Origin of the sequence: Weeksella virosa DSM 16922, assembly GCF_000189415.1 — a bacterium.
Taxonomy (GTDB): Bacteria; Bacteroidota; Bacteroidia; order Flavobacteriales; family Weeksellaceae; genus Weeksella; species Weeksella virosa.
In genome coordinates this window covers 967,775-991,071 of the sequence record NC_015144.1, presented here as the reverse complement: position 1 = coordinate 991,071, position 23,297 = coordinate 967,775, and the positions used below count along the sequence as shown (strand labels likewise).

General features: G+C 36.3%; 25 protein-coding genes and 4 tRNA genes. 14 read left to right on the top strand and 15 right to left on the bottom strand.

Annotation, left to right across the window (positions count from 1 at the left end; genetic code table 11):
• Positions 1-128: 128 nt before the first annotated feature.
• On the bottom strand, positions 129-659 hold the full coding sequence (locus WEEVI_RS04855) for a hypothetical protein (RefSeq protein WP_013598042.1): 531 nt from the start codon (positions 657-659) through the stop codon (positions 129-131).
• A 75-nt stretch (positions 660-734) separates the two neighbouring features.
• Entirely contained in the window at positions 735-1,412 is a 678-nt protein-coding gene (locus WEEVI_RS04850; RefSeq protein WP_013598041.1) for a hypothetical protein, read from the bottom strand.
• Between the two features lie 956 nt (positions 1,413-2,368).
• Here WEEVI_RS04850 and WEEVI_RS04840 point away from each other — a divergent pair.
• The 5 genes from WEEVI_RS04840 (at position 2,369) to WEEVI_RS11340 (ending at position 4,972) form a co-directional block, all read left to right on the top strand.
• Complete coding sequence (locus WEEVI_RS04840) at positions 2,369-3,520, top strand: LOG family protein (protein ID WP_013598040.1); 1,152 nt, start codon at positions 2,369-2,371, stop codon at positions 3,518-3,520.
• 44 nt (positions 3,521-3,564) lie between these two features.
• Positions 3,565-3,637: transfer RNA gene (locus WEEVI_RS04835), tRNA-Met, on the top strand.
• Positions 3,638-3,644: 7 nt separating this feature from the next.
• A tRNA-Met gene (locus tag WEEVI_RS04830) sits at positions 3,645-3,717 on the top strand.
• Between the two features lie 794 nt (positions 3,718-4,511).
• Positions 4,512-4,697 carry a hypothetical protein gene (locus WEEVI_RS04825; protein WP_052295760.1) on the top strand — a complete coding sequence of 62 codons (186 nt, stop codon included), beginning with the start codon at positions 4,512-4,514 and terminating at the stop codon, positions 4,695-4,697.
• A gap of 98 nt (positions 4,698-4,795) precedes the next feature.
• Positions 4,796-4,972 (top strand): hypothetical protein, encoded by a 177-nt coding sequence (locus WEEVI_RS11340; protein ID WP_013598039.1) that lies wholly within the window; start codon positions 4,796-4,798, stop codon positions 4,970-4,972.
• 104 nt (positions 4,973-5,076) lie between these two features.
• Here the strand turns inward: WEEVI_RS11340 and WEEVI_RS04820 are convergent, their stop codons facing one another.
• Complete coding sequence (locus WEEVI_RS04820) at positions 5,077-5,568, bottom strand: hypothetical protein (protein ID WP_013598038.1); 492 nt, start codon at positions 5,566-5,568, stop codon at positions 5,077-5,079.
• Positions 5,569-5,679: 111 nt separating this feature from the next.
• The gene (locus WEEVI_RS04815; protein WP_013598037.1) at positions 5,680-6,093 is read right to left on the bottom strand and encodes a PH domain-containing protein; all 414 of its coding nucleotides are present in this window, start codon (positions 6,091-6,093) and stop codon (positions 5,680-5,682) included.
• Between the two features lie 433 nt (positions 6,094-6,526).
• Between WEEVI_RS04815 and WEEVI_RS04805 the strand changes: the two genes are divergently transcribed.
• The 3 genes from WEEVI_RS04805 (at position 6,527) to WEEVI_RS04795 (ending at position 7,931) form a co-directional block, all read left to right on the top strand.
• Positions 6,527-6,600: transfer RNA gene (locus WEEVI_RS04805), tRNA-Asn, on the top strand.
• Positions 6,601-6,643: 43 nt separating this feature from the next.
• Positions 6,644-6,717: transfer RNA gene (locus tag WEEVI_RS04800), tRNA-Asn, on the top strand.
• A 305-nt stretch (positions 6,718-7,022) separates the two neighbouring features.
• On the top strand, positions 7,023-7,931 hold the full coding sequence (locus WEEVI_RS04795) for a T9SS type A sorting domain-containing protein (protein WP_013598035.1): 909 nt from the start codon (positions 7,023-7,025) through the stop codon (positions 7,929-7,931).
• Between the two features lie 96 nt (positions 7,932-8,027).
• On the opposite strand, the gene trpB is transcribed toward WEEVI_RS04795, so the two are convergent.
• The 6 genes from trpB to WEEVI_RS04765 are packed head-to-tail and all read right to left on the bottom strand — an operon-like array spanning position 8,028 to position 13,604.
• Positions 8,028-9,209, bottom strand: a complete 1,182-nt coding sequence (gene trpB / locus WEEVI_RS04790) for a tryptophan synthase subunit beta (protein ID WP_013598034.1) — start codon at positions 9,207-9,209, stop codon at positions 8,028-8,030.
• 10 nt (positions 9,210-9,219) lie between these two features.
• Entirely contained in the window at positions 9,220-9,855 is a 636-nt protein-coding gene (locus tag WEEVI_RS04785) for a phosphoribosylanthranilate isomerase (protein WP_013598033.1), read from the bottom strand.
• Complete coding sequence (gene trpC, locus WEEVI_RS04780; RefSeq protein WP_013598032.1) at positions 9,852-10,646, bottom strand: indole-3-glycerol phosphate synthase TrpC; 795 nt, start codon at positions 10,644-10,646, stop codon at positions 9,852-9,854. The genes WEEVI_RS04785 and trpC overlap by 4 nt, the downstream gene beginning before the upstream one ends.
• Before the next feature lie 2 nt (positions 10,647-10,648).
• The gene (gene trpD / locus WEEVI_RS04775; protein WP_013598031.1) at positions 10,649-11,638 is read right to left on the bottom strand and encodes an anthranilate phosphoribosyltransferase; all 990 of its coding nucleotides are present in this window, start codon (positions 11,636-11,638) and stop codon (positions 10,649-10,651) included.
• Positions 11,635-12,204 (bottom strand): anthranilate synthase component II, encoded by a 570-nt coding sequence (locus WEEVI_RS04770; protein WP_013598030.1) that lies wholly within the window; start codon positions 12,202-12,204, stop codon positions 11,635-11,637. Before WEEVI_RS04770 ends, trpD begins: the two co-directional genes overlap by 4 nt.
• Entirely contained in the window at positions 12,201-13,604 is a 1,404-nt protein-coding gene (locus WEEVI_RS04765; RefSeq protein WP_013598029.1) for an anthranilate synthase component I family protein, read from the bottom strand. The genes WEEVI_RS04770 and WEEVI_RS04765 overlap by 4 nt, the downstream gene beginning before the upstream one ends.
• 451 nt (positions 13,605-14,055) lie before the next feature.
• Between WEEVI_RS04765 and WEEVI_RS04760 the strand changes: the two genes are divergently transcribed.
• On the top strand, positions 14,056-14,814 hold the full coding sequence (locus tag WEEVI_RS04760; protein ID WP_013598028.1) for an enoyl-CoA hydratase/isomerase family protein: 759 nt from the start codon (positions 14,056-14,058) through the stop codon (positions 14,812-14,814).
• Positions 14,815-14,818: 4 nt separating this feature from the next.
• Positions 14,819-15,589, top strand: coding sequence for an enoyl-CoA hydratase/isomerase family protein (locus tag WEEVI_RS04755; protein WP_013598027.1), 771 nt, complete (start codon positions 14,819-14,821; stop codon positions 15,587-15,589).
• Positions 15,590-15,671: 82 nt separating this feature from the next.
• Here WEEVI_RS04755 and metG read toward each other — a convergent pair whose 3' ends face one another.
• Complete coding sequence (metG, locus tag WEEVI_RS04750) at positions 15,672-17,708, bottom strand: methionine--tRNA ligase (RefSeq protein WP_013598026.1); 2,037 nt, start codon at positions 17,706-17,708, stop codon at positions 15,672-15,674.
• Positions 17,709-17,899: 191 nt separating this feature from the next.
• Between metG and WEEVI_RS11335 the strand changes: the two genes are divergently transcribed.
• Positions 17,900-18,046 carry a hypothetical protein gene (locus tag WEEVI_RS11335; protein WP_168160783.1) on the top strand — a complete coding sequence of 49 codons (147 nt, stop codon included), beginning with the start codon at positions 17,900-17,902 and terminating at the stop codon, positions 18,044-18,046.
• A 3-nt stretch (positions 18,047-18,049) separates the two neighbouring features.
• On the opposite strand, the gene WEEVI_RS04745 is transcribed toward WEEVI_RS11335, so the two are convergent.
• Positions 18,050-18,967: an AEC family transporter gene (locus tag WEEVI_RS04745; RefSeq protein WP_013598025.1), complete on the bottom strand. Its 918-nt coding sequence runs from the start codon at positions 18,965-18,967 to the stop codon at positions 18,050-18,052.
• Positions 18,968-19,264: 297 nt separating this feature from the next.
• Between WEEVI_RS04745 and der the strand changes: the two genes are divergently transcribed.
• Positions 19,265-20,572, top strand: a complete 1,308-nt coding sequence (gene der, locus WEEVI_RS04740; RefSeq protein ID WP_013598024.1) for a ribosome biogenesis GTPase Der — start codon at positions 19,265-19,267, stop codon at positions 20,570-20,572.
• Positions 20,573-20,756: 184 nt separating this feature from the next.
• A complete protein-coding gene (nadD, locus tag WEEVI_RS04735) occupies positions 20,757-21,323 on the top strand; it encodes a nicotinate (nicotinamide) nucleotide adenylyltransferase (RefSeq protein WP_013598023.1) in 567 nt (188 codons plus the stop codon).
• Between the two features lie 3 nt (positions 21,324-21,326).
• On the opposite strand, the gene WEEVI_RS04730 is transcribed toward nadD, so the two are convergent.
• Genes WEEVI_RS04730 through pth form a run of 3 tightly spaced genes read right to left on the bottom strand, consistent with a single transcriptional unit; the run spans position 21,327 to position 22,609 of the window.
• Complete coding sequence (locus WEEVI_RS04730; protein ID WP_013598022.1) at positions 21,327-21,566, bottom strand: DUF3820 family protein; 240 nt, start codon at positions 21,564-21,566, stop codon at positions 21,327-21,329.
• Between the two features lie 10 nt (positions 21,567-21,576).
• On the bottom strand, positions 21,577-22,041 hold the full coding sequence (locus WEEVI_RS04725; RefSeq protein ID WP_013598021.1) for a rhodanese-like domain-containing protein: 465 nt from the start codon (positions 22,039-22,041) through the stop codon (positions 21,577-21,579).
• Position 22,042: 1 nt separating this feature from the next.
• On the bottom strand, positions 22,043-22,609 hold the full coding sequence (gene pth, locus WEEVI_RS04720; protein WP_013598020.1) for an aminoacyl-tRNA hydrolase: 567 nt from the start codon (positions 22,607-22,609) through the stop codon (positions 22,043-22,045).
• Between the two features lie 88 nt (positions 22,610-22,697).
• On the opposite strand from pth, the gene WEEVI_RS04715 reads away from it, so the two are divergent.
• Positions 22,698-23,213, top strand: coding sequence for a TlpA family protein disulfide reductase (locus WEEVI_RS04715; RefSeq protein ID WP_013598019.1), 516 nt, complete (start codon positions 22,698-22,700; stop codon positions 23,211-23,213).
• Positions 23,214-23,297 lie beyond the last annotated feature (84 nt).

Here is a 23,297-nt window from a genome sequence, read left to right as displayed (position 1 = left end):
ACATGTGTTGACAAAGTAGCTCTTTTCATTCTGTAATAAACGGTAAAATGTAACCCGATAAAATTCTCCTATATTTGGGTAGGTTACATATAACTCGTTGTACTCCCCATCTACAATCTGAGCATGATCTAATGTAGTGGGTATGTCTTGTGGTATTTAGCAAAATTACCAGGAGTGAAACTTTTTGTGCTAGAGGATGCTTCGTATAGAAAACCATCTCCATTATGCAATGCTGGAAAGTTTTGCTCAAAAGTTACATATACATCAACTGCAGATGCGGGTTTTTCTGTTAATCGGAATCTAACCCTAGTTTTATCTGCACTATTCATAAACGCAAAAATAAATTTTCCGCAGATGAGAATTTGTTCTTCATCAGGCATACCCGTATCTGTATTATAAAGATTATTTTGTACTATCTTGTCGGTTTGGCCTGCTAGGTCGGGTTTTAATATTTCTTTATCTATATAATCTATATTGCCATCCTTATCAGCGGCTAAAACCTTGTCATAAGTACTTACTTCACTTTTGTTTTGTAAGTCTATCACTCTTAGATCGCCTTCTACATGCAAATCTCTTGTAGGTTGATCGGTATTGATCCCAACCTGAGCCCAAGAAACTGAGAAAAGCATTAAGAAAGCTGTATATATTATTTTTTTCATTTTAATATTTTTTTCATTTTTGTTCCGTTTATTTACATAACCGTTCGCTAAACGATAAAGGGTAAACCGTTTTATTTAAAATTGTTCACATATATTGATAAAGTAGGTGTTATTATTCTGTAATAAACGGTAAAATGTAACCCGATAAAATTCTCCTATATTTGGGTAGATAACATATAGCTCGTTGTATTCGCCATCTGCAATTTCTCCTTGTGATGTTGTAGTTGGTATTGATTGAAAGCGATTCCAATTAGAAGTAGTAAAGTTTTTTGTAGAAGTAGCTGAAGCTTCGTACTGAAAGCCATCTGCAGTATTGATCGCAGGATAGTTTTGCTCAAAAGTTATGTATATATTTACAGTGCTTTGGGGGCGCTCTGTTAACCGAAATTTAACATAAGTTTCAGTTTCATACCATTCTCTTATAAAGGCAAATTCAAATTTTCCACAGGTGAGTGTGTTTGTATTATCAGGCCTACCATTCGTAGTATAATAAAGATTATTTTGTACTATCTTGTCGGTTTGGCCTGTTAGGTCGGGTTTTAATATTTCTTTATCTATATAATCTATATTGCCATCCTTATCAGCCGCTAAAACCTTGTCATAAGCACTTACTTCACTTTTGTTTTGTAAGTCTCTCACTCTTAGATCGCCTTCTACATGCAAATCTCTTGTAGGTTGATCGGTATTGATCCCAACCTGAGCCCAAGAAACTGAGAAAAGCATTAAGAAAGCTGTATATATTATTTTTTTCATTTTAATAATTTTTCATTGTTAATTTAGAATACAGTTCGACTTCTGTATATTCAATACAAAAAAATAGAGAAAGGAGAAGGTCTTGTTGTTACTAGAGAAGTGCATGAGCTATTACTCAATAGCTCATGGCTAAAAGTTTCCTTTAATAAATTTTGATTATATCTTCTCGATGTTTTTTTGTTCGTATAAATAGCAATAAAAAAGTCTAGTTTCTTCTTCTTATTAATAGAGAATGAATCAAACTTAGATGAACCTAAAAATATATGGTTCTCTCTTGGTGAGTCTGTAATTATAGGATGACCAATCTTCTTTTCTACAAAATTTTCTTCCTTGTGCTTTCTACTTCGTACTTTCCTAGAAAATTTAGTAGTTTTTTGGGCATCCATAAGCCACTTACTATCGTTTCTCTTTTCAGAAGGTCGAGGTTTCTCCACTATCTCTACTTCATAATGTTCTGTTAATCCCTTAGAAACCGTCCATCTAAAATATAAATTTTAGACTTAGTCGAGTTATTAGAAGAAGCACTAGTTAGATGTAGAGAGTCTGCTACAGAATCAGAATAAGATGTGCTTACAGAAGTTTCCTTGTCTATCTGTAGTTGTATATCACCAATATTGTATACCTGAGAATACAATATAGACGAAGAAAAAAAACAATGCAAGAAAAGCCAGAAGCAAGAAAAAACTACTTACTACCGAAAAGGAATAGCTTATATGAATTCTATTGCTTTTCATAGCATTTTTTTTAAAAAAAGTGTTAAGTATACAAAATTATGAATAATTAATCAATTTAATATTGCTGTATAGAATAAATGAATGTTAATTATTTTTATTGTAGAGATTTTAGAATGATTTTAAATTAATAAAACTCTTTGTCCGACAGAAAAATTTTCGAGTACTTATAATTTTTTTTGAGGAAATTATTCATATATTTTGGTTAAAGTAGTTAATCAAAACATGAAAAAGAAATGTCCTCAAACCCTAATACACAACTTACATGAGTGGCGAGTTTTGGTAGAAAATACCAACTCCCTCGCTCATACCGTGATTCAAGACGTAAATTTCTGTCAAGAAAAAGTCGATTGGACACGCTTCCACCTCAACCAAACATCTTTTTTGGGATGTACCTTCAAACGTAGAGATGCCATTTATCTCATCGAGAAAGGCGCCTTCGTTTATCCGAAATTCAAAAACATACCCTACAACCCTTACCGTAATTTTCTCTATACCTGGCAAGAGCTGATGGAGGGTTATCATCCAAACCAAGACAAAAGTCGAGATCTAAAAATCTATAAACACTTTTCGGCCACCAAGTACAACCCTAGTGTCCACGAAGCAATGGCACAGCGAATTCATGATCATAGTATAGACGATGCATTGCGTAAGCTATTAGGGTACGATGACTATGGAATGACACAGAGAAAATGTGTTGGTTTCATGGGCGGGCATGCAACCAAACGCGGATCCGAGTTCTATAATAAAACAGCTTTGGTAGCAAAACGCATTGCACAAATGGGGTATTACGTGGTCACAGGTGGCGGTCCGGGAATCATGGAAGCAGCCAATTTGGGTGCGTATATGGCGCACTACTCCGAAGAAGATTTGCACGATGCCATCGCTATCTTACAAGATCTGAAGTTTACAGAACCCAATCAGGTCGATTATTTGGCCGAGAACTATGCAGAACAATCGAAAATAGTACTCGAACGTTATCCCAATGCGTGCGAAAGTCTAGCCATCCCTACTTGGTTCTATGGCCATGAACCGAGCAATGTATTTGCAACGCATATAGCCAAATACTTTTCGAACAGTATCCGAGAAGATACCCTGCTTGCGATAAGTTTATTCGGAATTGTCTATGCACCCGGAAGTGCCGGGACTACGCAAGAGATTTTCCAAGAAGCCGCCCAAAATCATTACGGAACATTTGGCTATTACAGTCCTATGATTTTTTTGGGAGTGAAACGTTATGTAGAAGATACCACTTTGTATTCTGTATTGCATCAATTAGCCAAGGGAAAAACATATAAAAAATTATTGTACTTAACCGATGATGCAGATGAAGTTGTGGAGTTTATTATTAATAACCCACCAATAAAAGTAGAATAATTTTGGTAGAATAAAAAAAAAGATGTACATTTGTAGTCCAATACCGCGAGATGGAGCAGTAGGTAGCTCGTCGGGCTCATAACCCGAAGGTCACAGGTTCGAGTCCTGTTCTCGCTACTAAGATCGCGAGGTGGAGCAGTAGGTAGCTCGTCGGGCTCATAACCCGAAGGTCACAGGTTCGAGTCCTGTCCTCGCTACTAACAACACTGATAATCAATTGATTGCGAGTGTTATGGACTAAAAAAGGGACTAATCAAATGAATTAGTCCCTTTTTTTATTAATTATTTAATAAGCTTAATACTTTTTCGAATTGTTTCTTATAATGGCAATCAACTTATCAAGAGAAACAACCGTGTCTCCATCTGATTGTGTGGAATTTGGGCATCTTTTCCACCTAGGTAAAATGTGTATAGGCTAAATAATTCAACTAATTGATTATTATGTGTTTAGATTAAGTTTGTGTTTTATACATAAAGTATATAATATATATTGTATGAATAATTTTTACATAACCAAATTTTTTTTCTTTCTGCATTGCTTTATCATCTTGTACTAACTTACTAAAATATATTTCTTTATTAATCAATCATTTAAAAGCTCTCTTAAAAAATTGATATTAAATAGCAAGATGTGTCATTGTTCCCACAAACTTTTCAAGTCTGGAAAATGACATCTTGCCTTTTTTCAAAAGGAGAAAAAACTTCGGAACTCGTTTTTTACTTAAAATTCACTATTAAAAAAATTAAATCACAACTTTAAGTGTCTTTTTTAGTCTTAATTTATATTAATTAGATCTACTGAAAACCAATCACTTGCAATTAATATTTAAACGTATAAAATTTATAGTATAACTAACAAAAGAAGGTTTTTTTATTGATTTTGATCTTGATTAATGGAGAAAAAAACAGACACAATAAAATTTAGAATAGAGATGCAGAAAAAAGAAAGCAAATCTGTCTACAAAAAAATATTTCTCTAGCAAATCTAATCATGCCATCTGTTGATAATAGACTTCTAGAAAATGAAAGAAAGTTGATTTTTGAGTTCATTGAAAAGCAGGATAATATTTTTGGTAAAATTCAGAAAAATATTAACCAATTTGCAAAAATTGCTAATCCCAAAAATGATGTTTCGACAAATGATCTAAGAAGATTCAATCAAATGTTGCAGAAATAAAAAGTCAAACAGAAATTACCGAAAACAAAATCAAGGAGCTGGATGCTAAATTAGAGAATTTACATAATGTAAGAGCAGAACTAATTGAAACGTATAGAATGGAAAAACAGTTGCTGCAAGAATCTAAATCGAAAATAAATATTGTTTTAGAACGAAAGGCAGAAAATGCCGAGCTCTTTCCAGTAGAGAAACTGGAACCGATGAATTTAGCTAAGGAAGAAATAGAACAGATTTATGAGGGAAAAAAAGGAAATATTATGTTAGAAAATCAGTAAATTAGTATTAAAATAGACCCAGATTAAAAAGATAAAGAGGCACCCAAAAGGTCAACCTCTTTATTTTTTTTATGATAAATTCTTTAAAAAGAGTCAGAAAAAAACTACTCCATCATATCATTTTTTAGTTTAATTTCTCCTGCCAACAAAGCTTCCTGTAAATAAATTTGATAGTTTTTTTTATCAAACTTAGTGTTTAAGATATAGCCATCTTCGCTAATCTGCCAATCGATTACCTCTAAATTTTGACCTGCAATTTTTTTAGCATTTTTAGAAATTGGTAACTCTTGTATTTTATCCAATGCATCTACACCGTATTGTACAGCGTTTGCAGTTCTCGCGACTTTAATCGATTCAGACAAGATTTTAATATTTCCCGAGCCTAATCCAACAGCACTTGCTCCAGTTCCTACGGCGTCGGCAACTTTTCCAAGAAGTTTAGCGTTAAATTTTTTCACAGGTTTGATAAATAGAAAATCGTTTTCTAAAGGTAGATAAGCCTGTATATTACCTCCTTTTTCAATGGAAATGGAATCGTTGAGTATCAACTCGGTTTTTGTGTCTTGAATTGATGAAATGACAAATTGAGCATTCAAAACAGTAGATGCAGAAAATAAAAACAGTCAAATTAAAATAAGTTTTTCATTGTTTTTTATATTTGATTTTAGTTTCCAATATGTAACCTAACATCATTATTTTTTATAGACTTAGAGAATAGCAGACCTTAGCTGAACAGGATTCGATATAAAATATCTGTGATTTATTTCGCCTGTGCTAACGTGAATAGTCCCATAATTCAAGGTTTTCCCTAAAAATGATTGGTGGATGTTAATGCCTTCGATTCTTTGTAATGAAATATCTGAAATTCTTTTACTAAAAATTCCTGTTTTTATTGTCAATAAAGAATCTGATAAATAAATAGTGGTTGATTTATTATGAAGAAACATTAAAATTCCCTTGATTAAAAGAAAAATTAAAAAGAAAGCAATAAATTGGAGTAGACCTCGAAAAAATATTGCAGGAAGAACACCTATTAATCCAATAAGAATTAGTAATATAGGAAAAACAAAAGATATCCAATGAAGTTTTGCTTCATATTTAACATTAGTATCTATATTCATTAGGATGGGTTGTTGTAATAAATTTATAACAATTTAAGTTTTTTTAATGATATTTAAAAATTCTGAGTTTGCTTTTTCTGTACATAATTAGGATTTATAGGAGTTTTAAAATAATTTCAATTGATTTGGATTGTAATTGCTTTCTATACACAGGCGATTGAATAATTCTAAGAATTTTATAAATTCATCGTGGTTGGGCATATGCTTTTGAAGGATATTCAAACAATCATTGGATAATTTTTTTTCTTCAAAAGAGAGATTTTGAAATGAAATCGAGATTGTATTCATATGGACTAATTATAATTCATAAAATTTTTATGTTGATTTTCAATAATATAGTAATAAAGATTAAAAAAAATAATTAAAAAAGTAAGCCTATGGTTTGGAAGTAAAGGAAAATAGGCTATATTTGCACTCACAATTTAGGAAACAATCCTCCTTAGCTCAGTTGGTTAGAGCATCTGACTGTTAATCAGAGGGTCGCTGGTTCGAGCCCAGCAGGAGGAGCAAATGTCAAGACAAGACATTAAAATTACAACCCAGGATTTATTCCTCCTTAGCTCAGTTGGTTAGAGCATCTGACTGTTAATCAGAGGGTCGCTGGTTCGAGCCCAGCAGGAGGAGCAAAAATAAAAACTCCCATCAAATTATTGATGGGAGTTTTTTATTCCTACAACGCATCCTACCTAAAAAAATTGTCTATTTCTTTTGTTGATAAAATGTTTAATGCAAGATTACTCTTCTTAAAACCAATGAATTCTTAGTGTTACTACTTTCTCTCGTTTTTAATTGGTAACTTTTTTGGCCGAAACTTACATATCTATAACGCTACATTTCCCTATACTTCCCAAATAAATTTATAGTTTTGTATTAGCAAGTATTAAAAAAAACACTAATTTCGGATCAAATTCAATAAAATATTTTACATCATGAAACACTTTTACGCTGTTTTAGCGTTTTTGTTTGCAAATTTGCTAACAGCTCAGTATTATTCGTTTGAGCAGTCAGAAAATTTCAATTTAGGACCAGTAAACGAGCAGAATGGCTGGACTGTGACAAAACTTGACGACGGAAATCCTTCTTTGAAGCAGGTCGTGACCGAAGAAAAAGCAAAAACAGGCATACGCTCTTTAAAAATTGATTACGATCCAAATGCTTCCTTCCAACCGCTTTTGATTATGGGGGCATTTAAAGCCATAGATCAACCTCTCGATAAATCAAACTTTACGATTTCGTTCAGTGCCAATATTGGCGTATCACCAGGGAACGCTTCTTCAGATTTTGGTTATCAGGCAGGGAGTAGAGCAGATGGTAGGCTTGTAAATGAAATATACTTCTTTTACGACGGAAGAATTATCATCCTAGAGAACGCAGGAGAAGAATCAAACAACAAGGTCATAGGGAACTGGAGTCCTCATACATGGTATGATTTTAAGATTGTTGGTGATGGAGATAGGGTAAAATATTATCTAAACGGTGATTTGGTACACACGGGTCGAATTTTGTTCAATATTGATGAGATAAGATTTACGCACAACAATTATTCTGGATTTGCCTATATAGACGATGTTAATATCACTCACAGTTCTATGGCTGTACATGATGTGGCCTATTCCAACGAAACTTTCCTTACACCAAATCCAGTTTCTGACTTTGCTACTATCAAAATCCAATCAAAAGTTGATATGCTAAGTATTTTTGATCTTTCCGGAAAAAAAGTAATAGAAGTAAAACCCACTAGCAATACAGTTGACCTATCCAATCTGAAGGCAGGAATATATTATGCCGTACTAAAATCGGGTGATACCATTGTAAAACAAAAAATTATCAAGAAATAAGCAAGTTATTTTATGGTTATTAGTTGATAACCTTCCCAAATTGTGGGAAGGTTTTTTTTATTTCTGTAAACTCATCCTACCTACCGAATTCCTCTCTCATTCTTTTTGATGATATTGCTGATAAGTCGCCATATCTTTATCACCACGCCCAGAAAGATTCACCACGACAAGATCATCTTTCTTAAATGTCATTTTCTCTAAGGCTGCCAACGCATGAGCCGATTCTAACGCTGGGATAATTCCTTCGGTTTGGGTAAGAAGAAAAGCAGCAGCAAGAGCCTCTTCATCGGTTGCATTTTCAAATCTCGCTCGACCCGTTTTGTGCAAATGCGCATGCAATGGTCCAATCCCCGGATAATCCAATCCAGCCGAAATAGAGTAGGGCTCAATAATCTGTCCATCATCATCTTGCATTAGAAGTGTTCGACTTCCGTGAATAATACCTTCTGATCCGCGTTGAATGGTAGCGGCTGTTTCATCAGTATCAATTCCTTTTCCGGCTGCTTCTACAGCGATCAATTGCACTTGGTCATCATCCAGAAAATGATAGAAAGCTCCGGCAGCATTGCTTCCGCCACCTACACAAGCAATGACGTAATCGGGCATTTCTTGTTGATATTTTTCTTGTAATTGGCTTCGAATTTCCTCTGAAATCACCGACTGAAATTCTGCAACCATCGCCGGGTAAGGATGCGGACCAACCACCGACCCGATGAGGTAATACGTTTCTGGATTATTGATCCAATACCGAATAGCTTCATTGGTGGCATCTTTTAGCGTTTTACTGCCCGAAGTGGCAGCCAGTACTTCTGCTCCCAGCATTTTCATGCGAGCTACATTGGGCGCTTGTCGTGCGATGTCTACTTCACCCATAAAAACCGTACATTCTAATCCCAACAACGCACAAATCGTTGCCGTTGCCACACCATGTTGTCCGGCACCTGTTTCGGCCAATAGCTTTTTCTTGCCCATGCGTTTGGCTAACAATGCTTGCCCAATCGTATTGTTTATTTTGTGGGCACCCGTATGGTTGAGGTCTTCTCGTTTGAGGAGAATATGAGCGCCGTATCGTCGAGAAAGGTTCGGTGCATAGTACAATGGGCTCGGGCGACCAACATAATCCTTGAGCAACGAGCGAAACTCTTGCTGAAATTCTTCGGTAAGATAATACTCATCGAAAGCTTTTTGCAATTCTTCGCAATTGTATTGTAGGAGTTCTGGGATAAATGCTCCTCCAAAATCTCCGTAAAATCCGTTTTTGTCTATGGTAAATTTCATGCTTATTCGTTTAAAGTTTGGGTTGATTAATTTTTTGCTGAAAAGTTGCAATCGCATCGATATCTTTTACGCCAATAGCAGTTTCGAATCCACTGTTAATATCAAAACCAAGCAGTTGAGGGTGTTGAATCTCGAGTAGTTTTTGAGTATCGGTAGGATGAAGTCCACCACTCAGAAAAAAAGGGGTGTCGAGGGTATAATTTTGGAGCAATTGCCAATCAAACTGTTTTCCCGATCCGCCGTATAGTTTCGTTTTGGTATCGAAAAGAAAAGCATCAATTAGGGGTTGATATTTTTCGAGGTCCTCAAAATCAGTAACATCTCCTACCGAAATTGCTCTCCAAATTTTCGTATTCGGAAGCGCTTTTCTGAGTTGTGCAATTAGTTCCAAAGGTTCGTCACCATGCAGTTGCACCACGTCTAAACGATATTGCTGCACTTTTTCTACCATGTTACTCAACGAATTATTAACAAATACACCGACTTTGTTGGCATTCGGGAAAATAGAAAATAGTAAGTTGTTTTCTACTCTTCTTGGCGATTGGTCATAGAAAATATACCCTACATAATCCACGTGTAATGTTGCCAATTGCATTAGATTATTGATGTGTTTGTTACCACAAACTTTTAGCTGATATCGTTTCATTTGGTTTGTTTTATTTCATTATTAAATTGTGCAAAACTTTTGCCCGGATTGTCGGTTTTCATAAAATGTTCGCCTATCAAAAAACCATGGAATCTTTCTTCCTTTAGGGCTAAAACAGTTTCGGGAGAATTGAGTCCACTTTCGGCAATCTTAATGCTCTCGGCAGGAAGTTGAGTCAAAAGCTTTCGAGAATGTGCTAAATCTACCTCGAAAGTTTCAAGATTTCGATTATTGATTCCGACCAAATCAATGTCGGTTGAATACGTTTCCAATTGTTTCTCGGTATGAATTTCTAGTAAAACCTCCATATCCAAATCATGAGCGATTTGAGTGAAAGTTGCAATTTCTTTTTTGCCCAAACAAGAGGCAATCAACAAGATAACATCAGCTCCCATTGCCTTGGATTCGTGTAGCTGATAGGCATCTATAATAAATTCTTTTCGTAATAATGGAATTGTACTCAGTTCTCTTGCTTGTGAAAAATCATCGGTTTGTGCACCAAAAAACGGACGATCCGTAAGGATAGAAATCATCGAAGCGCCTGCTTTTTCGTATTGCGGAATTATACTCTCTACCAAGGCATTTTTATGGATATAACCTTTTGAGGGAGATTTGCGTTTGAACTCGGCAATAATTCCAGTTTTATCAGGATCGACAATCGCTTTTTTAGCCGAAATCTTGTGTCTTTTGTACAACGCTTGTTGTTGGAGAAGATGAATCGGTTGTTGAATTTTTGCTTGTTCGACTTCTTGTTTTTTTAGTTGAATTATTTGGTCTAAATAGGTTTGCATAATTAAGCAGTTTGTAAGAGTTGACGAAAAGTTTGTAAGGCGCGTTTACTTTCTAAACTTTCATTAGCTCTCTGTACGCATTCTTCGAGTGATCGGTTTGGGTGTAAGGTTTTCAGTCCTAGAGCAGCATTGGCCAAAACGACTTGCTTTTGAGCACGTGTCCCTTTATTTTCTAAAATAGCTAAGAATATCTTTGCATTTTCTTCGATTGTTTTTCCCCCTTTTATTTCGGTAGGATGAAGGTTATCTAATCCAAAATCTTTTGCGTGTAATAAATACTCACCCAAGTTAGAGTAAATTTTGGCGGGCGAAGTAAGTGAAACTTCATCGTGCCCATCAAGTGCCGTAGAAATGCTGTATTGTGTGTCGGTTTGTTGCATTACATAATGATAAAGTCGAGCTGTTTTCATATCAAAAGTACCCAAACATTGATGCGTCGGTTGAACTGGATTGACCAAAGGTCCCATGATGTTGAAAAAAGTTTTTACGCCTAAATTTTTGCGCAGTGTGGCAACATTTTTCAGAGCAGGATGGAATAGTGGTGCATGCAAAAAAGTAATCCCTACCGACTCGTATTCTGCTTGTAATCGGTCTGAGTTTTGCGTGAATTCATACCCGAAATACGCCAACATATTCGAAGAACCACTCACCGAAGAAGCTCCATAATTACCTTGTTTGATAACTTTTTCTCCTGCAGCAGCAATCACAAAACTTGCCAAAGTCGAGATGTTGAACGTGTCTTTACCGTCGCCACCAGTCCCGACCAAGTCGATCCCTGTAGAAGGTAAATCAACACGGCTACAAAGGTCGAGCAATGCCTTGCGGAAACCTGTAATTTCTGCGAGTGTAATGTTGCGCATATTGAAGGTTGTGAGAAATGAAGACAGCTCGATATCAGAAAATTTCGATTCGGAAATATGAATCATTACCTCGTAGGCTTCTTGTTCTGTCAAGGTATAATTGTCGAAAAGTAAATTGAGTAATTGTTTCATTTTGTGTGTTCTATCCAGTTCTGTAACATTTTTTCTCCTTTGGGCGTCAGGATGGATTCGGGATGAAATTGAACTCCACGAACCTCTAGGTTTTTATGACGAATAGCCATGATTTCACCTTTCGGGCCAAGTGCGGTGATTTGTAAGCACTCAGGGAAATCGGTCGGTGAAACAACCCAAGAATGATAACGTCCTACCAAAAGTTTATCGGGTAAATGATCGAAGAGTAGATCCTTTTCGCAAACGCTTATTTCCGATTGTATCCCATGATGTACTTGTTGGGTATGCATCAACTTCCCACCAAAAACTTCTGCAATTGCTTGCTGTCCTAAACAAACACCTAAAATAGATTTTCGGTTTGCATAGGTTTGAATAATGGGTTTCAGAAGGTTGGCTTCGTCGGGTAAACCAGGTCCTGGCGAAAGCAGGATTTTGTCGTAGGCGTCTACTTCTTCTAGGGTAATCTCATCGTTGCGAACAACAGTAATAGTAGTGGTAAATTTCTTGATACAATGCACCAAATTATAGGTAAAAGAATCGTAATTGTCGAGTACTAAAATTTTCATGATACGATGTTTTTTGCTTGTTCGATGGCTCTACGTAACGCCCCGAGTTTATGATTAACTTCTTGTAATTCATTTTCCGCTATCGATTTCGATACGATGCCTGCACCTGCCTGAAAGTATAAGGTATGGTTTTTACTGATAAAACTGCGAATGACAATCGCCATATTGATGTCGCCATTGAATCCTAAAAAGCCTAAAGTCCCACCATAAATTCCACGATTCTGATTTTCGAATTCTTCTAACAATTGCAAAGCTTTGTATTTGGGCGCACCCGACAAAGTACCTGCCGGGAAAGAATCTGCAAGGACTTGCAAAGAAGAAGCATCTTCTTCTAATTCTGCCGTAACTTTAGAAACCAAATGAATCACATGCGAGAAATATTGCACTTCTTTATATCTTTCGACCTCCACATTTTGGGCATTTTTACTTAGATCATTTCTTGCTAAATCTACCAACATTACATGCTCTTCATTTTCTTTTGGGTCGTAAATTAGCTCATCAGTTAACTGAGAATCCTTCTCTAGATTGCCTGTTCTACGAACGGTCCCAGCAATCGGATGAATTTGTGCTATTCGGTTTTGGATAATTATTTGTGCTTCGGGTGAAGAACCAAATATTTTATAATTTCCGTAATCGAAATAAAATAAATATGGCGACGGATTGATAGATCGTAAACTTCTATATACATTGAATTCATCACCCGTAAATCCTTGCTGAAACTGACGAGAAGGCACAATCTGAAAAACATCTCCACGATAACAGGCTTCTTTACAGCGACTAACAATTTGGATAAAATCTTCATCTTCTAGGTTGGATTGCATTTCTCCTTCGGTCTGAAAAGGATAATGCGTAAAATTCCGCTGCAAACAAATTTCCTGAATACGTGCCATTTCCGACACGGTTTCTTCATTGTAAAACTCTATAAACTCGATTTCATTATGAAAATGATTAAAAACTACAATGTTTTGGTAGAATGAAAATTTCACTTCTGGGATACTCGCAGGATTGTTGTGTCGTTTTCGACTCAATTTTTCCATAAACGGTAAAGCATCCCAAGCCAAATAGCCAAACAACCCTTGCACATTCTGATGCGCAGACGATTCAATAGAAAATTGAGCAGAAAAAGCCTCTAACTTTTCCACCAAATCTTGTTTGGTAAGTAAATATTTTTTTTCAGTTTTTTTAGGGAAAGTTTCTATTACTTCTCCTTGGTTCACCTCGAAATTGGCCAATGGCCGGAGACAAATAAACGAGTGAGCATCTGCTTTCGAGTGATAATCGGCCCCCTCTAGCAACAAAGCATTCGGGTAAGCATCCCTCAATTTTAGGTAAAGTTGAACCGGCGTTGTAAGGTCTCCTAAGGTTTTGATGCTGTGTATTTTAAAGTTTAGTTTCATCATGTAATGTTAATCATTAGACATAAAAAAAAAGGCTTGTCGGTTCCGACAAGCCTTTCCTACATATAACTACATAGAGGTCTCACGAACCAACGTTTTGCTGTTCGTTTAACCACCACCAGTTATTTGTACTAAATGTTTTCATTGTCCACAAATCTAAAACATTATTTCGTTAATGTGCAAATATTTTTTTAAGCTTTAGCATATGGACAGGATAAAACCTATAGTTACTATATTGATTTTTAGTCTTTTATTTAATTTGCTTGATAGAAATTTTTATTGCGTAAATCTTTTATAGGTAGTGGTTTATTGGTATGTTTATAACAATAGTTTTATTTTTTTTTATCTAAAAATGTAGAAGAATGCTGTCATGAAGAAAAAACTCAAGTAAAAGATTTTTCCTATTTTTATAGAGTCTAATAAATACAATATCAAACAGAAGTTTTAATATTTCATGGAACAATACGTTAACTATCACATTGAGAATCAAATAGCTCATGTCGAATTTTATCAAGAAAAAAGTAATTCATTTCCGACCGAACAACTCGAACGCATGATCGAAGTGCTAGAAGAATTGGGAAACAATGACCAGGTGAAGGTGATTACACTTCGTAGTAAAGGAAACCGAGTTTTCTCTGCTGGTGCTTCTTTCGATGAATTATTAACGATTGAAGATTTCGAAACAGGTAAAAAATTTTTTTCGGGTTTCTCTCGCGTTATTTTAGCGATGAGAGCTTGTCCTAAATTCATTGTCGGGGCAATCACCGGAAAAGTAGTCGGAGGAGGAGTAGGATTGGTTTCTGCTTGTGACTATGCCATTGCAGACGAATCGGCTTTTTTACGCCTTAGCGAACTATCGATTGGTATTGGTCCTTTTGTGATAGAACCTGCGATTACCAGAAAAATTGGGCTGAATGCTTTTGCAGAAATGACCTTGAACCCAGTAGAATGGAAGGATCCTTTTTGGGCAAAAGAGAAAGGATTCTTTTCTGAGGTGATGGAGACAGAAGCACAATGCATAGATAGGGTAGAGGAGTTTTCTGAACAATTATCAAAATACAGCCTCGAAGCCATGAGAAACCTAAAACAAGTCTTCTGGAAAGATACCGAAGATTGGCCCGAAGTCATGCAAGAAAGAGCTGCAATGAGCGGTAAATTAGTCTTGTCTGACTTTACAAAAACAACTCTTAATAAGTTTAAAACTAAAGCATAAAGGAATGGAATACAATAATTTATTGGTAGAAGTAACCGACGGGATTGCCTTGGTTACGCTCAACCGACCACAAGCACTCAATGCACTCAATAAAGCATTGTTAGACGAGTTGTCACATTTTATCACTGTGGCACAAGAAGATAAAGCAATCCGAGTAATTATCTTAACCGGGGCTGGCGAAAAATCTTTTGTGGCAGGTGCAGATATCAAAGAGTTTGCTTCTTTTAATGGAGAGCAAGGTGAACGTTTGGCAGCTGAAGGTCAAGTAAATGTTTTCAATAAAGTAGAAAATTCTTGCAAACCAGTGATCGCCGCTGTAAATGGTTTTGCTTTGGGAGGAGGGCTAGAGTTATCGATGGCCTCACATTTCAGAATTGCTTCTACGAATGCCAAAATGGGCTTGCCAGAGGTTACCTTAGGTTTGATTCCAGGATATGGTGGAACGCAACGTTTACCTAAACTTATCGGGAAAGGACGTGCGATGCAAGCGATTATGACAGCTGAAATGTTCTCGGCAGAACGTGCCTTAGAAATTGGGTTGGTAAATGAGGTTGTAGACTTAGAAAACCTACTGCCTCGCTGCAAAGAGATTGCAGAAAAAATTACTAAAAACTCTTCGGTAGCCATTGCAAAAGCCATCAAAGCTGTCAATGATTCGGATAAAGAATATGGTTTCGAAACTGAGATTAAGAGCTTTGGTTATCTTTTTGATCAAGAAGATTTTAAGGAAGGAACAACTGCTTTTATCGAAAAAAGAAAACCAAATTTCAAATAATTTAATCGATAGAAATTATTTTAAAATACAAAGGTCGAATTCATTTGAATTCGACCTTCTGTTTTTTTATAGATTACTTTGTTTATCCGATTTGTACACCATTAGGTGTTTTCTCTTCTGGGTGAACAAAGGTTAATTTACCATCAGCTTTGTCAGCAAATAAAAGCATTCCGTTCGATTCGATTCCTCTAATTTTTCGAGGTGCCAAATTAACTAAAACCGTCGCTTGTTTCCCAACGATTTCTTCTAACGTAAAATGCTCTGCAATTCCAGATACAATTGTTCGAACATCTAGTCCAGTATCAACTTTTAGTTCGAATAACTTATCAGCTTTTTCTACTTTTTTAGCTTCTAAAATAGTTCCTACACGAAGATCCATTTTCTGAAAATCATCAAAAGAAATCATTTCTTTCTGTGGTTCGGCATTGGGGTTTGTCATGCTATTTTTTGTTTTGCTATGATTTAATTTATCTAGTTGTATTTGTATTGATTCGTCTTCTATTTTGTTGAATATCAGTGTGGTTTCTCCTAATTGATGCCCACTCTCTATCCATTCATCCGTGGCAATTAAATCGTCCCAGTTTTTTAGTTCGACTTTCATCATATCCAACATTTTGGTCGAAGAAAAAGGCAAGAAAGGCTCTGCTAATTGAGCCAAAGCTACTGCAATCTGGTTGGCTGCATACATGATGTTTTTCACAGCTTCGGGATCATTAGCTTTCTTCCATGGTTCTTGTGCTTGTAGAAACTGATTTCCTAAACGCGCCAAATTCATATATTCGTGCAAGGCCGCGCGGAATTCATAATGCTCGATGTGTTCTCCTATGCGTTTTGCATACTCTTTTATCTGAAGAACCTCATCAAAGCTTGAAGTTTTGGTAGGAATTATTCCATCGTAATATTTATGGGTCAATACCATAACACGGTTGATGAAGTTTCCTAAAATGCCCACCAATTCTGAGTTGTTTTTGGTCTGAAAATCTTTCCAAGTAAAATTGTTGTCTTTGTTTTCGGGCATATTCGATGTAAGCACAAAACGCAAAGTATCTTGCTGATTCGGGAAGTCTTCTAAATATTCATGCGCCCAAACAGCCCAATTTCTCGAAGTTGATATCTTGTCATCTTCTAAGTTAAGGAACTCGTTGGCCGGCACATTGTCGGGCAAAATATACTCGCCATGCGCTTTTAGCATAGACGGGAAAACGATACAATGGAAAACGATATTATCTTTCCCGATAAAATGCACCAATTTGGTTTCTGGGTTTTGCCAATAATCTTTCCAATCTTTTCCGTTTTTTTCGGCCCATTCTTGGGTAAACGAAATGTAACCAATCGGCGCGTCGAACCAAACATACATTACTTTTCCTTCGGTTCCATCGATTGGTACTGGGATTCCCCAATTCAGATCACGTGTCATGGCACGCGGTTTCAGTCCGTCATCCAACCAAGATTTCACTTGTCCGTACACATTCGATTTCCAATCTTCTTTGTGTCCTAGCAAGATCCAATCTTTCAGAAAATCTTGGTATTGATCCAAGGGAAGGTACCAGTTTTTGGTTTCTCTCTTGATTGGTGTATTTCCTGATAAAGCAGAACGAGGATTGATTAATTCTTCTGGACTCAAGGTAGAACCACACTTTTCGCACTGATCACCATAAGCATCCGGATTACCGCATTTCGGACATTCGCCACGTATGTAGCGATCTGCCAAAAATTCTTTGGCTTCTTCGTCATAATATTGTTCGGTAACTTCTTCAGTAAATTTGCTGTTTTGGTACAATGTCTTGAAAAAATCTTGCGCTACTTCTCGGTGTTTAGCAGAAGTTGTACGCGAATAAACATCAAAAGTAACCCCAAAACTTTCTAAGGTGTTTTTGATGTTTTCGTGGTATTTATCGACAATATCTTGTGGGGTAACGCCTTCGTTTTTGGCACGAATCGTAATCGGTATTCCGTGTTCGTCTGATCCGCCAATAAATGCAACATCTTTCCCTTTTCTTCTAAGGTAGCGTGCAAAAATATCAGAAGGCACATAAACGCCAGCCATATGACCGATGTGTAAAGGACCATTGGCGTAAGGTAATGCCGCCGTAATGGTATATCTGTTTGTATTTGACATAAAATGAAATATTGGCACAAAGATACAATATTGTCATAGCAAAAGATACGAAGTTTAGAAACTCTTTTTTCTGAGCGATGATTTTTTTATTCTATCCCAATCCAAAAACGAATATGTAGTATCTTGCTTACAGTAATAATGTTTTTTTCGGTAGGAGGAAGTGCACCTGCTGTTTATTAAAGTACAAAAATATGATAAGCATTGCCGCAGAGTCGCAACAAATCGTCAATCAACAATTGTACAGTTATTTAAGTCAATATTATTGGTTATTGATTATGGCCGTGGTTTTGTTGATGTTATTTAGTTGGTTGGGGTCGTCTAAATCCAAAAGAAAATAATATTTAGGCGAAATACCATTCTAAGAAAAAGTACCAAATTGTGAGCGTTATAAAGGAAATCGGAATACCGATTCCGACCATCATATTCGATAATTTAGGTTTCAGCCCATATTGTCCGGCAATAATTGCAGCAGTGACCATCGGCGCCATGGCCGCTTCGATTATCGACACTTTGATCGGTAAACCCGATTGTTTGAAAATCAAAACATAGAGCACAAAAATAACGATTGGTAAGAATATCAATTGATAGAGGAGACCCAAAATCAAAAAATTCCAGTGTTTACTTCGTTTATCAATATTTAGTTGATAACCAACCGAAACGAGAGCCAAAGGCGAAACTGTAACTGCTAACTTCCCGAAAACGTCTTTCAGTTCGACAGGGAAATGCCACCCGAAGGCAGCCATCGTTATTCCGATTAGAAAGGCAATAAACGCCGGAAATTTGAAAACTTTTCCGACCAAAGCACCCAAATTATTTTCGCCACGCGAAAAAATCGTAGCCGTAATAATACCTAAAGTACTCAACACCACAAAGGTTCCTGGAAGATCGACAATAATCAAAGTTTTGATTCCTTCGTCGCCATACATTGCTTGTATAACAGGGATTCCGACAAAGGAAGTATTGCCTAAGCCTGCTGTAAGAATCAGACATCCAATCAAGGCTTTCGACCATCCGAGCCATTTTCCTAACCCATAAAAAAAACCAAAAGCCATTGCAAAAGCCAACCAAGCTACACCCGCCGGGAAGAGCAAATCCCAACCCAATTTCACTTCGGGTAAATAATACAAGGCCATCGAAGGCAAAGAAATAAACAGAACAAACTGGTTCAGTACCACATGAGTATTGTATGGGAATTGAGGAAATTTTTTAATAATAACGCCAATCAATAAACATAAAAATAAGAGGATGATGCTCGACATGTGGAAAAAAATAATAAGAAGGCAAAGGTACGTTTTTTACAATACAAAAGAGGAATATTTCGGTATGATATATTTACATGTTTTATTTGTTTTGTGATTGATTATCAAATGTTAAGTGTTGTGGTTGATCAATGATAGAAGATGTTTTCGGTAGGATGAAAAGAGAACCTAAAGGGAGAGTGCAAAAGAAGAATTTTCTTTATAAAGAACTAATCTACTAATAAAAAAAATATAAAAAAACACAAAATACACAAAATGCATTCTCGATATTAGAGGCGAATGACTTACCTTTGTAGCATGTCGAATATTGTTGCTATAGTAGGAAGACCCAATGTAGGGAAATCTACCTTTTTTAATCGGTTGGTACAAAAACGCCAAGCCATTGTTGATGATGTATCAGGCGTAACACGCGATCGCCATTATGGCAAATCGGATTGGAACGGAGTAGAGTTTACCGTAATCGATACCGGAGGTTATGTTGTGGGATCAGAAGACACCTTCGAAGAAGAAATCCGTAAACAGGTAGAGTTGGCCGTAGACGAAGCCAATGTTATCCTTTTTATGGTCGATAATCAAGTTGGGTTAACCGATATGGATAAAGAGGTTTCTCACCTTTTGCGCAAGGCTAAAAAGAAAACGTTTTTAGTCGTTAATAAAGTCGACACGAATAAAAATTTAGACGACTCTTATGAGTTTTATACTTTAGGATTCGATAAAATATTTACCATTGCTGCTATTAGCGGGAGTGGGACAGGAGATTTACTCGATGAGGTAGTAGACTCTTTCGAGACCAAAGAATTTGAGGATAAATTCGAAGGTTTACCACGTATTGCAATTGTAGGTCGTCCAAATGCTGGGAAATCGACTTTGATCAATGCTCTCTTGGGTGAAGAAAGAAATATCGTAACCGACGTTGCTGGGACTACTCGAGATTCTATCGAAACGCTCTACAATAAATTCGGGCATAAGTTTGTATTGGTTGATACGGCTGGGATGCGAAAAAAAGGAAAAGTTGCCGAAGACTTAGAGTTTTATTCGGTTATGCGAGCGATTCGTACGATAGAAGAATGCGATGTTTGTGTATTAGTTGTCGATGGGTCGAGAGGCTTAGAAGCACAAGATCTTAACATTCTCTATTTGGCAGAACGCAACCGGAAAGGTGTGGTGATTTTGGTGAATAAGTGGGACTTAGTTGAGAAGCAAACCAATACAATGCGTGATTTCGAGAAGATGATTAAAACCAAAATAGCTCCTTTTACGGATGTCCCAATTTTGTTTATTTCTGCACTCAACAAGCAACGTATTCATAAAGCAATCGAAGTGTTTATGCAGGTTAATGAGAACCGTAATCGACGAATCAAAACAAGTAAACTAAACGAGTTGATGTTGCCATTGATCGAGATTACACCCCCACCAGCTTACAAGGGGAAATATATCAAAATAAAATATGTTACGCAATTGCCAACGCGAACACCTCAGTTTGCTTTTTTCGCCAATTTACCACAATATATACGCGAACCATACAAGCGATTTATAGAAAATCAGCTGCGTAAATCGTTTGATTTTTCGGGTGTACCGATTGAGATTTATTTCAGGAAAAAATAGAATAATAACCACTTTCTTTGTGGATGATTTTTTATGATAAAAGATATATATAGTAACTCATTTCATCCTACCGAAAGAAAGTGCTCTGTGGCGCAACCTACCGAAATTTAAAAATGCTCCTCTTCTTGTTTCAAGGACAGTTTGCAGCTTAAATAATAGAGTTAGTTGGATAAAAAAAATAGAAATGAAAGTTGGTTTGTTCTTTGGGTCGTTCAATCCGATTCATATAGGTCATTTGATAATTGCGAATCACTTTCAGCAATTTTCAGATTTAGAGCAAGTTTGGTTTGTGGTAAGTCCTCAAAATCCATTCAAAGAAAAAAAATCCTTAGCCAACGAATATAATCGTCTAGAGATGGTTGAGTTGGCGATACAAGATTACCCAAATCTTCGTGCTTGTAGTGATGAGTTTCATTTACCTCGGCCATCGTACACGATTGACACCTTGACGCACCTAAAAGAGAAATATCCTCGGTATGATTTTTCGCTGATTATGGGGTCTGATGTGTTGATAAGCTTACCAAAATGGAAGAATGCAGATATTCTTTTACGTGATTATTCGATGTATGTGTATCCACGCCCGGGTGAGATTTTAGCCGATTTCGACGCCAAAATTACTATCGTAGAAGCTCCATTGATGGAGATTTCATCAACGTTTATTCGTAATGCTGTGAAGCACAATAAGAACATTAAACCAATGCTTCCTCCTAAAGTATGGGAATACCTAGACGGAAGTAATCTCTATAAATAAACTTTATTTTTTAGGATACATTTGTTTCAATTGTTGTATTATTTGTTCTAATCCATTGACTTTTATTTCATAAACTGTCGCCAAGATTTCACCCAGTTTTCCTTTAGGGAATCCGCCATGGCTAGCAAACCATTCGAGATAAGAAATGGGTAAATCGCATAATAACCTACCTTGGTATCGACCAAAAGGCATTGTCTGTGAGACCATTGCTTGTAATATTTCGGGCCGAAAACCACTTTCCATCAGCTTATTATTATTTTTTCTTACGTTTTTGAAATAAAGTTTCTTTTTTTGCCTGATTTTCATCCAAACCTCCTTTCAGCAATTGCCCTTCGTAATCGGTAATTCCGTTACGGAAAGGATATGATTTTTTTATATTTGCTACATCCATGGCGTCTTTTGCAATCCGAGCTCTAGCGCCAGATCGGCAATAAATATAATAGGTTTTCTTGGGGTCTAATCGTACAATATCTTGTGCAAAATCTTCTGCTTGCAAATCGATATTGATCGCACCTTTTATATGACCCTGTGCAAACTCTTCGGGAGTACGAACATCGAGAAGAATAATATCTGGGTGATCAAAGTTTATCTTATCTGTAGTATTAATGTCTTTCGTATAAAGAGTTGCTTCTATATGGTCTAATTTTTTTAGGGTTTGTTGATGACCACAACTTCCTAAGGTGAAAACCAATAAGATAAGTCCGAAAAAAAAGTTCATTTTATTTACCATTGTATAGATTCATTGCGTTTGCTAATCCATGAAAGACAAAAGCCAAAGCAGCTTCGGCTGCCATATCGAGTCGGTCTTGTAAGATTTTGTTTTCTTCTATTGTCCAATCTCCCAAAACATAATCGACTTGTTGTCCTTTTAAAAAATCATTTCCGACCCCAAAGCGTAAACGTGGATAATTGGTGTTTTGTAATTTATTTTGTATGTCTTTCAACCCATTATGTCCGCCGTCGCTTCCTTTTCCACGCATGCGCAAGGTCCCGAAATCCAAATTCAGATCATCGGTAACGACGAGTAGTTGAGGTAGATCGATATTTTCTTTCTGCATCCAAAAGCGTACTGCATCTCCACTAAGATTCATATAGGTGTTGGGTTTGAGTAAAGTTACAGGACGTCCTTTGTATTTAAATTGTGCAATCTCACCAAAATTAGACGAGGAAAATTTAGTATCGTTACGTTTGGCAATTTCTTCTACTACCTTGAAACCTATATTATGACGAGTATTCTCGTATTTGTCGCCTATATTCCCAAGGCCCACAATTAAAAATTTCTGCATACCACAAAAATAATGTATTCTATTTATTTTCTAGTCGAACGAAAGTTAATTTTGATAAATTGGTGTAGTTTTTGACAATTTACATATCATGAATAAACTAATTTCTTTTTACTTTTTCATGCTCTTTATTTGGAGCGGAATTGTGTTTGGACAGAAAATACCGCAGACCGATAAAAAGATTTTTACCGAAGATGTTCTTCACCAAACCGTGAAAAATAGAGCCTTAGATGATGTCTCTTTGCAATCTATTCTCCAAGAACAGCGAGGCGAAGTTGTGGTTTTGTATTTTTGGTCAAGTTGGTGCAAGGATTGTTTGGTCGGATTTCCGAAACTCAAAACCTTACAACAAAAAAATCCGAAAGTGAAATTTATTTTCTTTTCCTTGGATAAAACCCAAAAAGCTTGGGAAAAAGCAATAGATAAATATGCTTTGCAAGGAGATCACTATTGGTTTAGCAGTGGTTGGGAAAATCCGTTCAATAACTATATCGACCTCAACTGGGTGCCACGTTATTTGTTGCTCAATCGAGAAGGAAATATTGCAAAATATTACACCATTCAGGCCGACGATCAAGAATTGCAACAGGCAATGAACCAATTGTAACGCAGATAAGATGGTACGTAAGAAAAGGATTAGATTTCCTTTATACTTATTCTATCATTGTATTTCTAGCTTAAAAATTATTTC

Excerpts from the sequence above, each read along its gene's own strand:
- WEEVI_RS04745 (WP_013598025.1), bottom strand. The coding sequence starts at position 18,967 with ATGTCGAGCATCATCCTCTTATTTTTATGTTTATTGATTGGCGTTATT.
- metG (WP_013598026.1), bottom strand. The coding sequence starts at position 17,708 with ATGTCAAATACAAACAGATATACCATTACGGCGGCATTACCTTACGCC.
- trpD (WP_013598031.1), bottom strand. The coding sequence starts at position 11,638 with ATGAAACAATTACTCAATTTACTTTTCGACAATTATACCTTGACAGAA.
- WEEVI_RS11335 (WP_168160783.1), top strand. The coding sequence starts at position 17,900 with ATGATAAGCATTGCCGCAGAGTCGCAACAAATCGTCAATCAACAATTG.
- WEEVI_RS04855 (WP_013598042.1), bottom strand. The coding sequence starts at position 659 with ATGAAAAAAATAATATATACAGCTTTCTTAATGCTTTTCTCAGTTTCT.
- WEEVI_RS04795 (WP_013598035.1), top strand. The coding sequence starts at position 7,023 with ATGAAACACTTTTACGCTGTTTTAGCGTTTTTGTTTGCAAATTTGCTA.
- WEEVI_RS04760 (WP_013598028.1), top strand. The coding sequence starts at position 14,056 with ATGGAACAATACGTTAACTATCACATTGAGAATCAAATAGCTCATGTC.
- WEEVI_RS04770 (WP_013598030.1), bottom strand. The coding sequence starts at position 12,204 with ATGAAAATTTTAGTACTCGACAATTACGATTCTTTTACCTATAATTTG.
- der (WP_013598024.1), top strand. The coding sequence starts at position 19,265 with ATGTCGAATATTGTTGCTATAGTAGGAAGACCCAATGTAGGGAAATCT.
- nadD (WP_013598023.1), top strand. The coding sequence starts at position 20,757 with ATGAAAGTTGGTTTGTTCTTTGGGTCGTTCAATCCGATTCATATAGGT.
- trpB (WP_013598034.1), bottom strand. The coding sequence starts at position 9,209 with ATGAAATTTACCATAGACAAAAACGGATTTTACGGAGATTTTGGAGGA.
- WEEVI_RS04725 (WP_013598021.1), bottom strand. The coding sequence starts at position 22,041 with ATGAACTTTTTTTTCGGACTTATCTTATTGGTTTTCACCTTAGGAAGT.
- trpC (WP_013598032.1), bottom strand. The coding sequence starts at position 10,646 with ATGCAAACCTATTTAGACCAAATAATTCAACTAAAAAAACAAGAAGTC.
- WEEVI_RS04815 (WP_013598037.1), bottom strand. The coding sequence starts at position 6,093 with ATGAATATAGATACTAATGTTAAATATGAAGCAAAACTTCATTGGATA.
- WEEVI_RS04840 (WP_013598040.1), top strand. The coding sequence starts at position 2,369 with ATGAAAAAGAAATGTCCTCAAACCCTAATACACAACTTACATGAGTGG.
- WEEVI_RS04825 (WP_052295760.1), top strand. The coding sequence starts at position 4,512 with ATGCCATCTGTTGATAATAGACTTCTAGAAAATGAAAGAAAGTTGATT.
- WEEVI_RS04730 (WP_013598022.1), bottom strand. The coding sequence starts at position 21,566 with ATGGAAAGTGGTTTTCGGCCCGAAATATTACAAGCAATGGTCTCACAG.
- WEEVI_RS11340 (WP_013598039.1), top strand. The coding sequence starts at position 4,796 with ATGGAAAAACAGTTGCTGCAAGAATCTAAATCGAAAATAAATATTGTT.
- WEEVI_RS04755 (WP_013598027.1), top strand. The coding sequence starts at position 14,819 with ATGGAATACAATAATTTATTGGTAGAAGTAACCGACGGGATTGCCTTG.
- WEEVI_RS04850 (WP_013598041.1), bottom strand. The coding sequence starts at position 1,412 with ATGAAAAAAATAATATATACAGCTTTCTTAATGCTTTTCTCAGTTTCT.
- WEEVI_RS04765 (WP_013598029.1), bottom strand. The coding sequence starts at position 13,604 with ATGATGAAACTAAACTTTAAAATACACAGCATCAAAACCTTAGGAGAC.
- WEEVI_RS04715 (WP_013598019.1), top strand. The coding sequence starts at position 22,698 with ATGAATAAACTAATTTCTTTTTACTTTTTCATGCTCTTTATTTGGAGC.
- pth (WP_013598020.1), bottom strand. The coding sequence starts at position 22,609 with ATGCAGAAATTTTTAATTGTGGGCCTTGGGAATATAGGCGACAAATAC.
- WEEVI_RS04785 (WP_013598033.1), bottom strand. The coding sequence starts at position 9,855 with ATGAAACGATATCAGCTAAAAGTTTGTGGTAACAAACACATCAATAAT.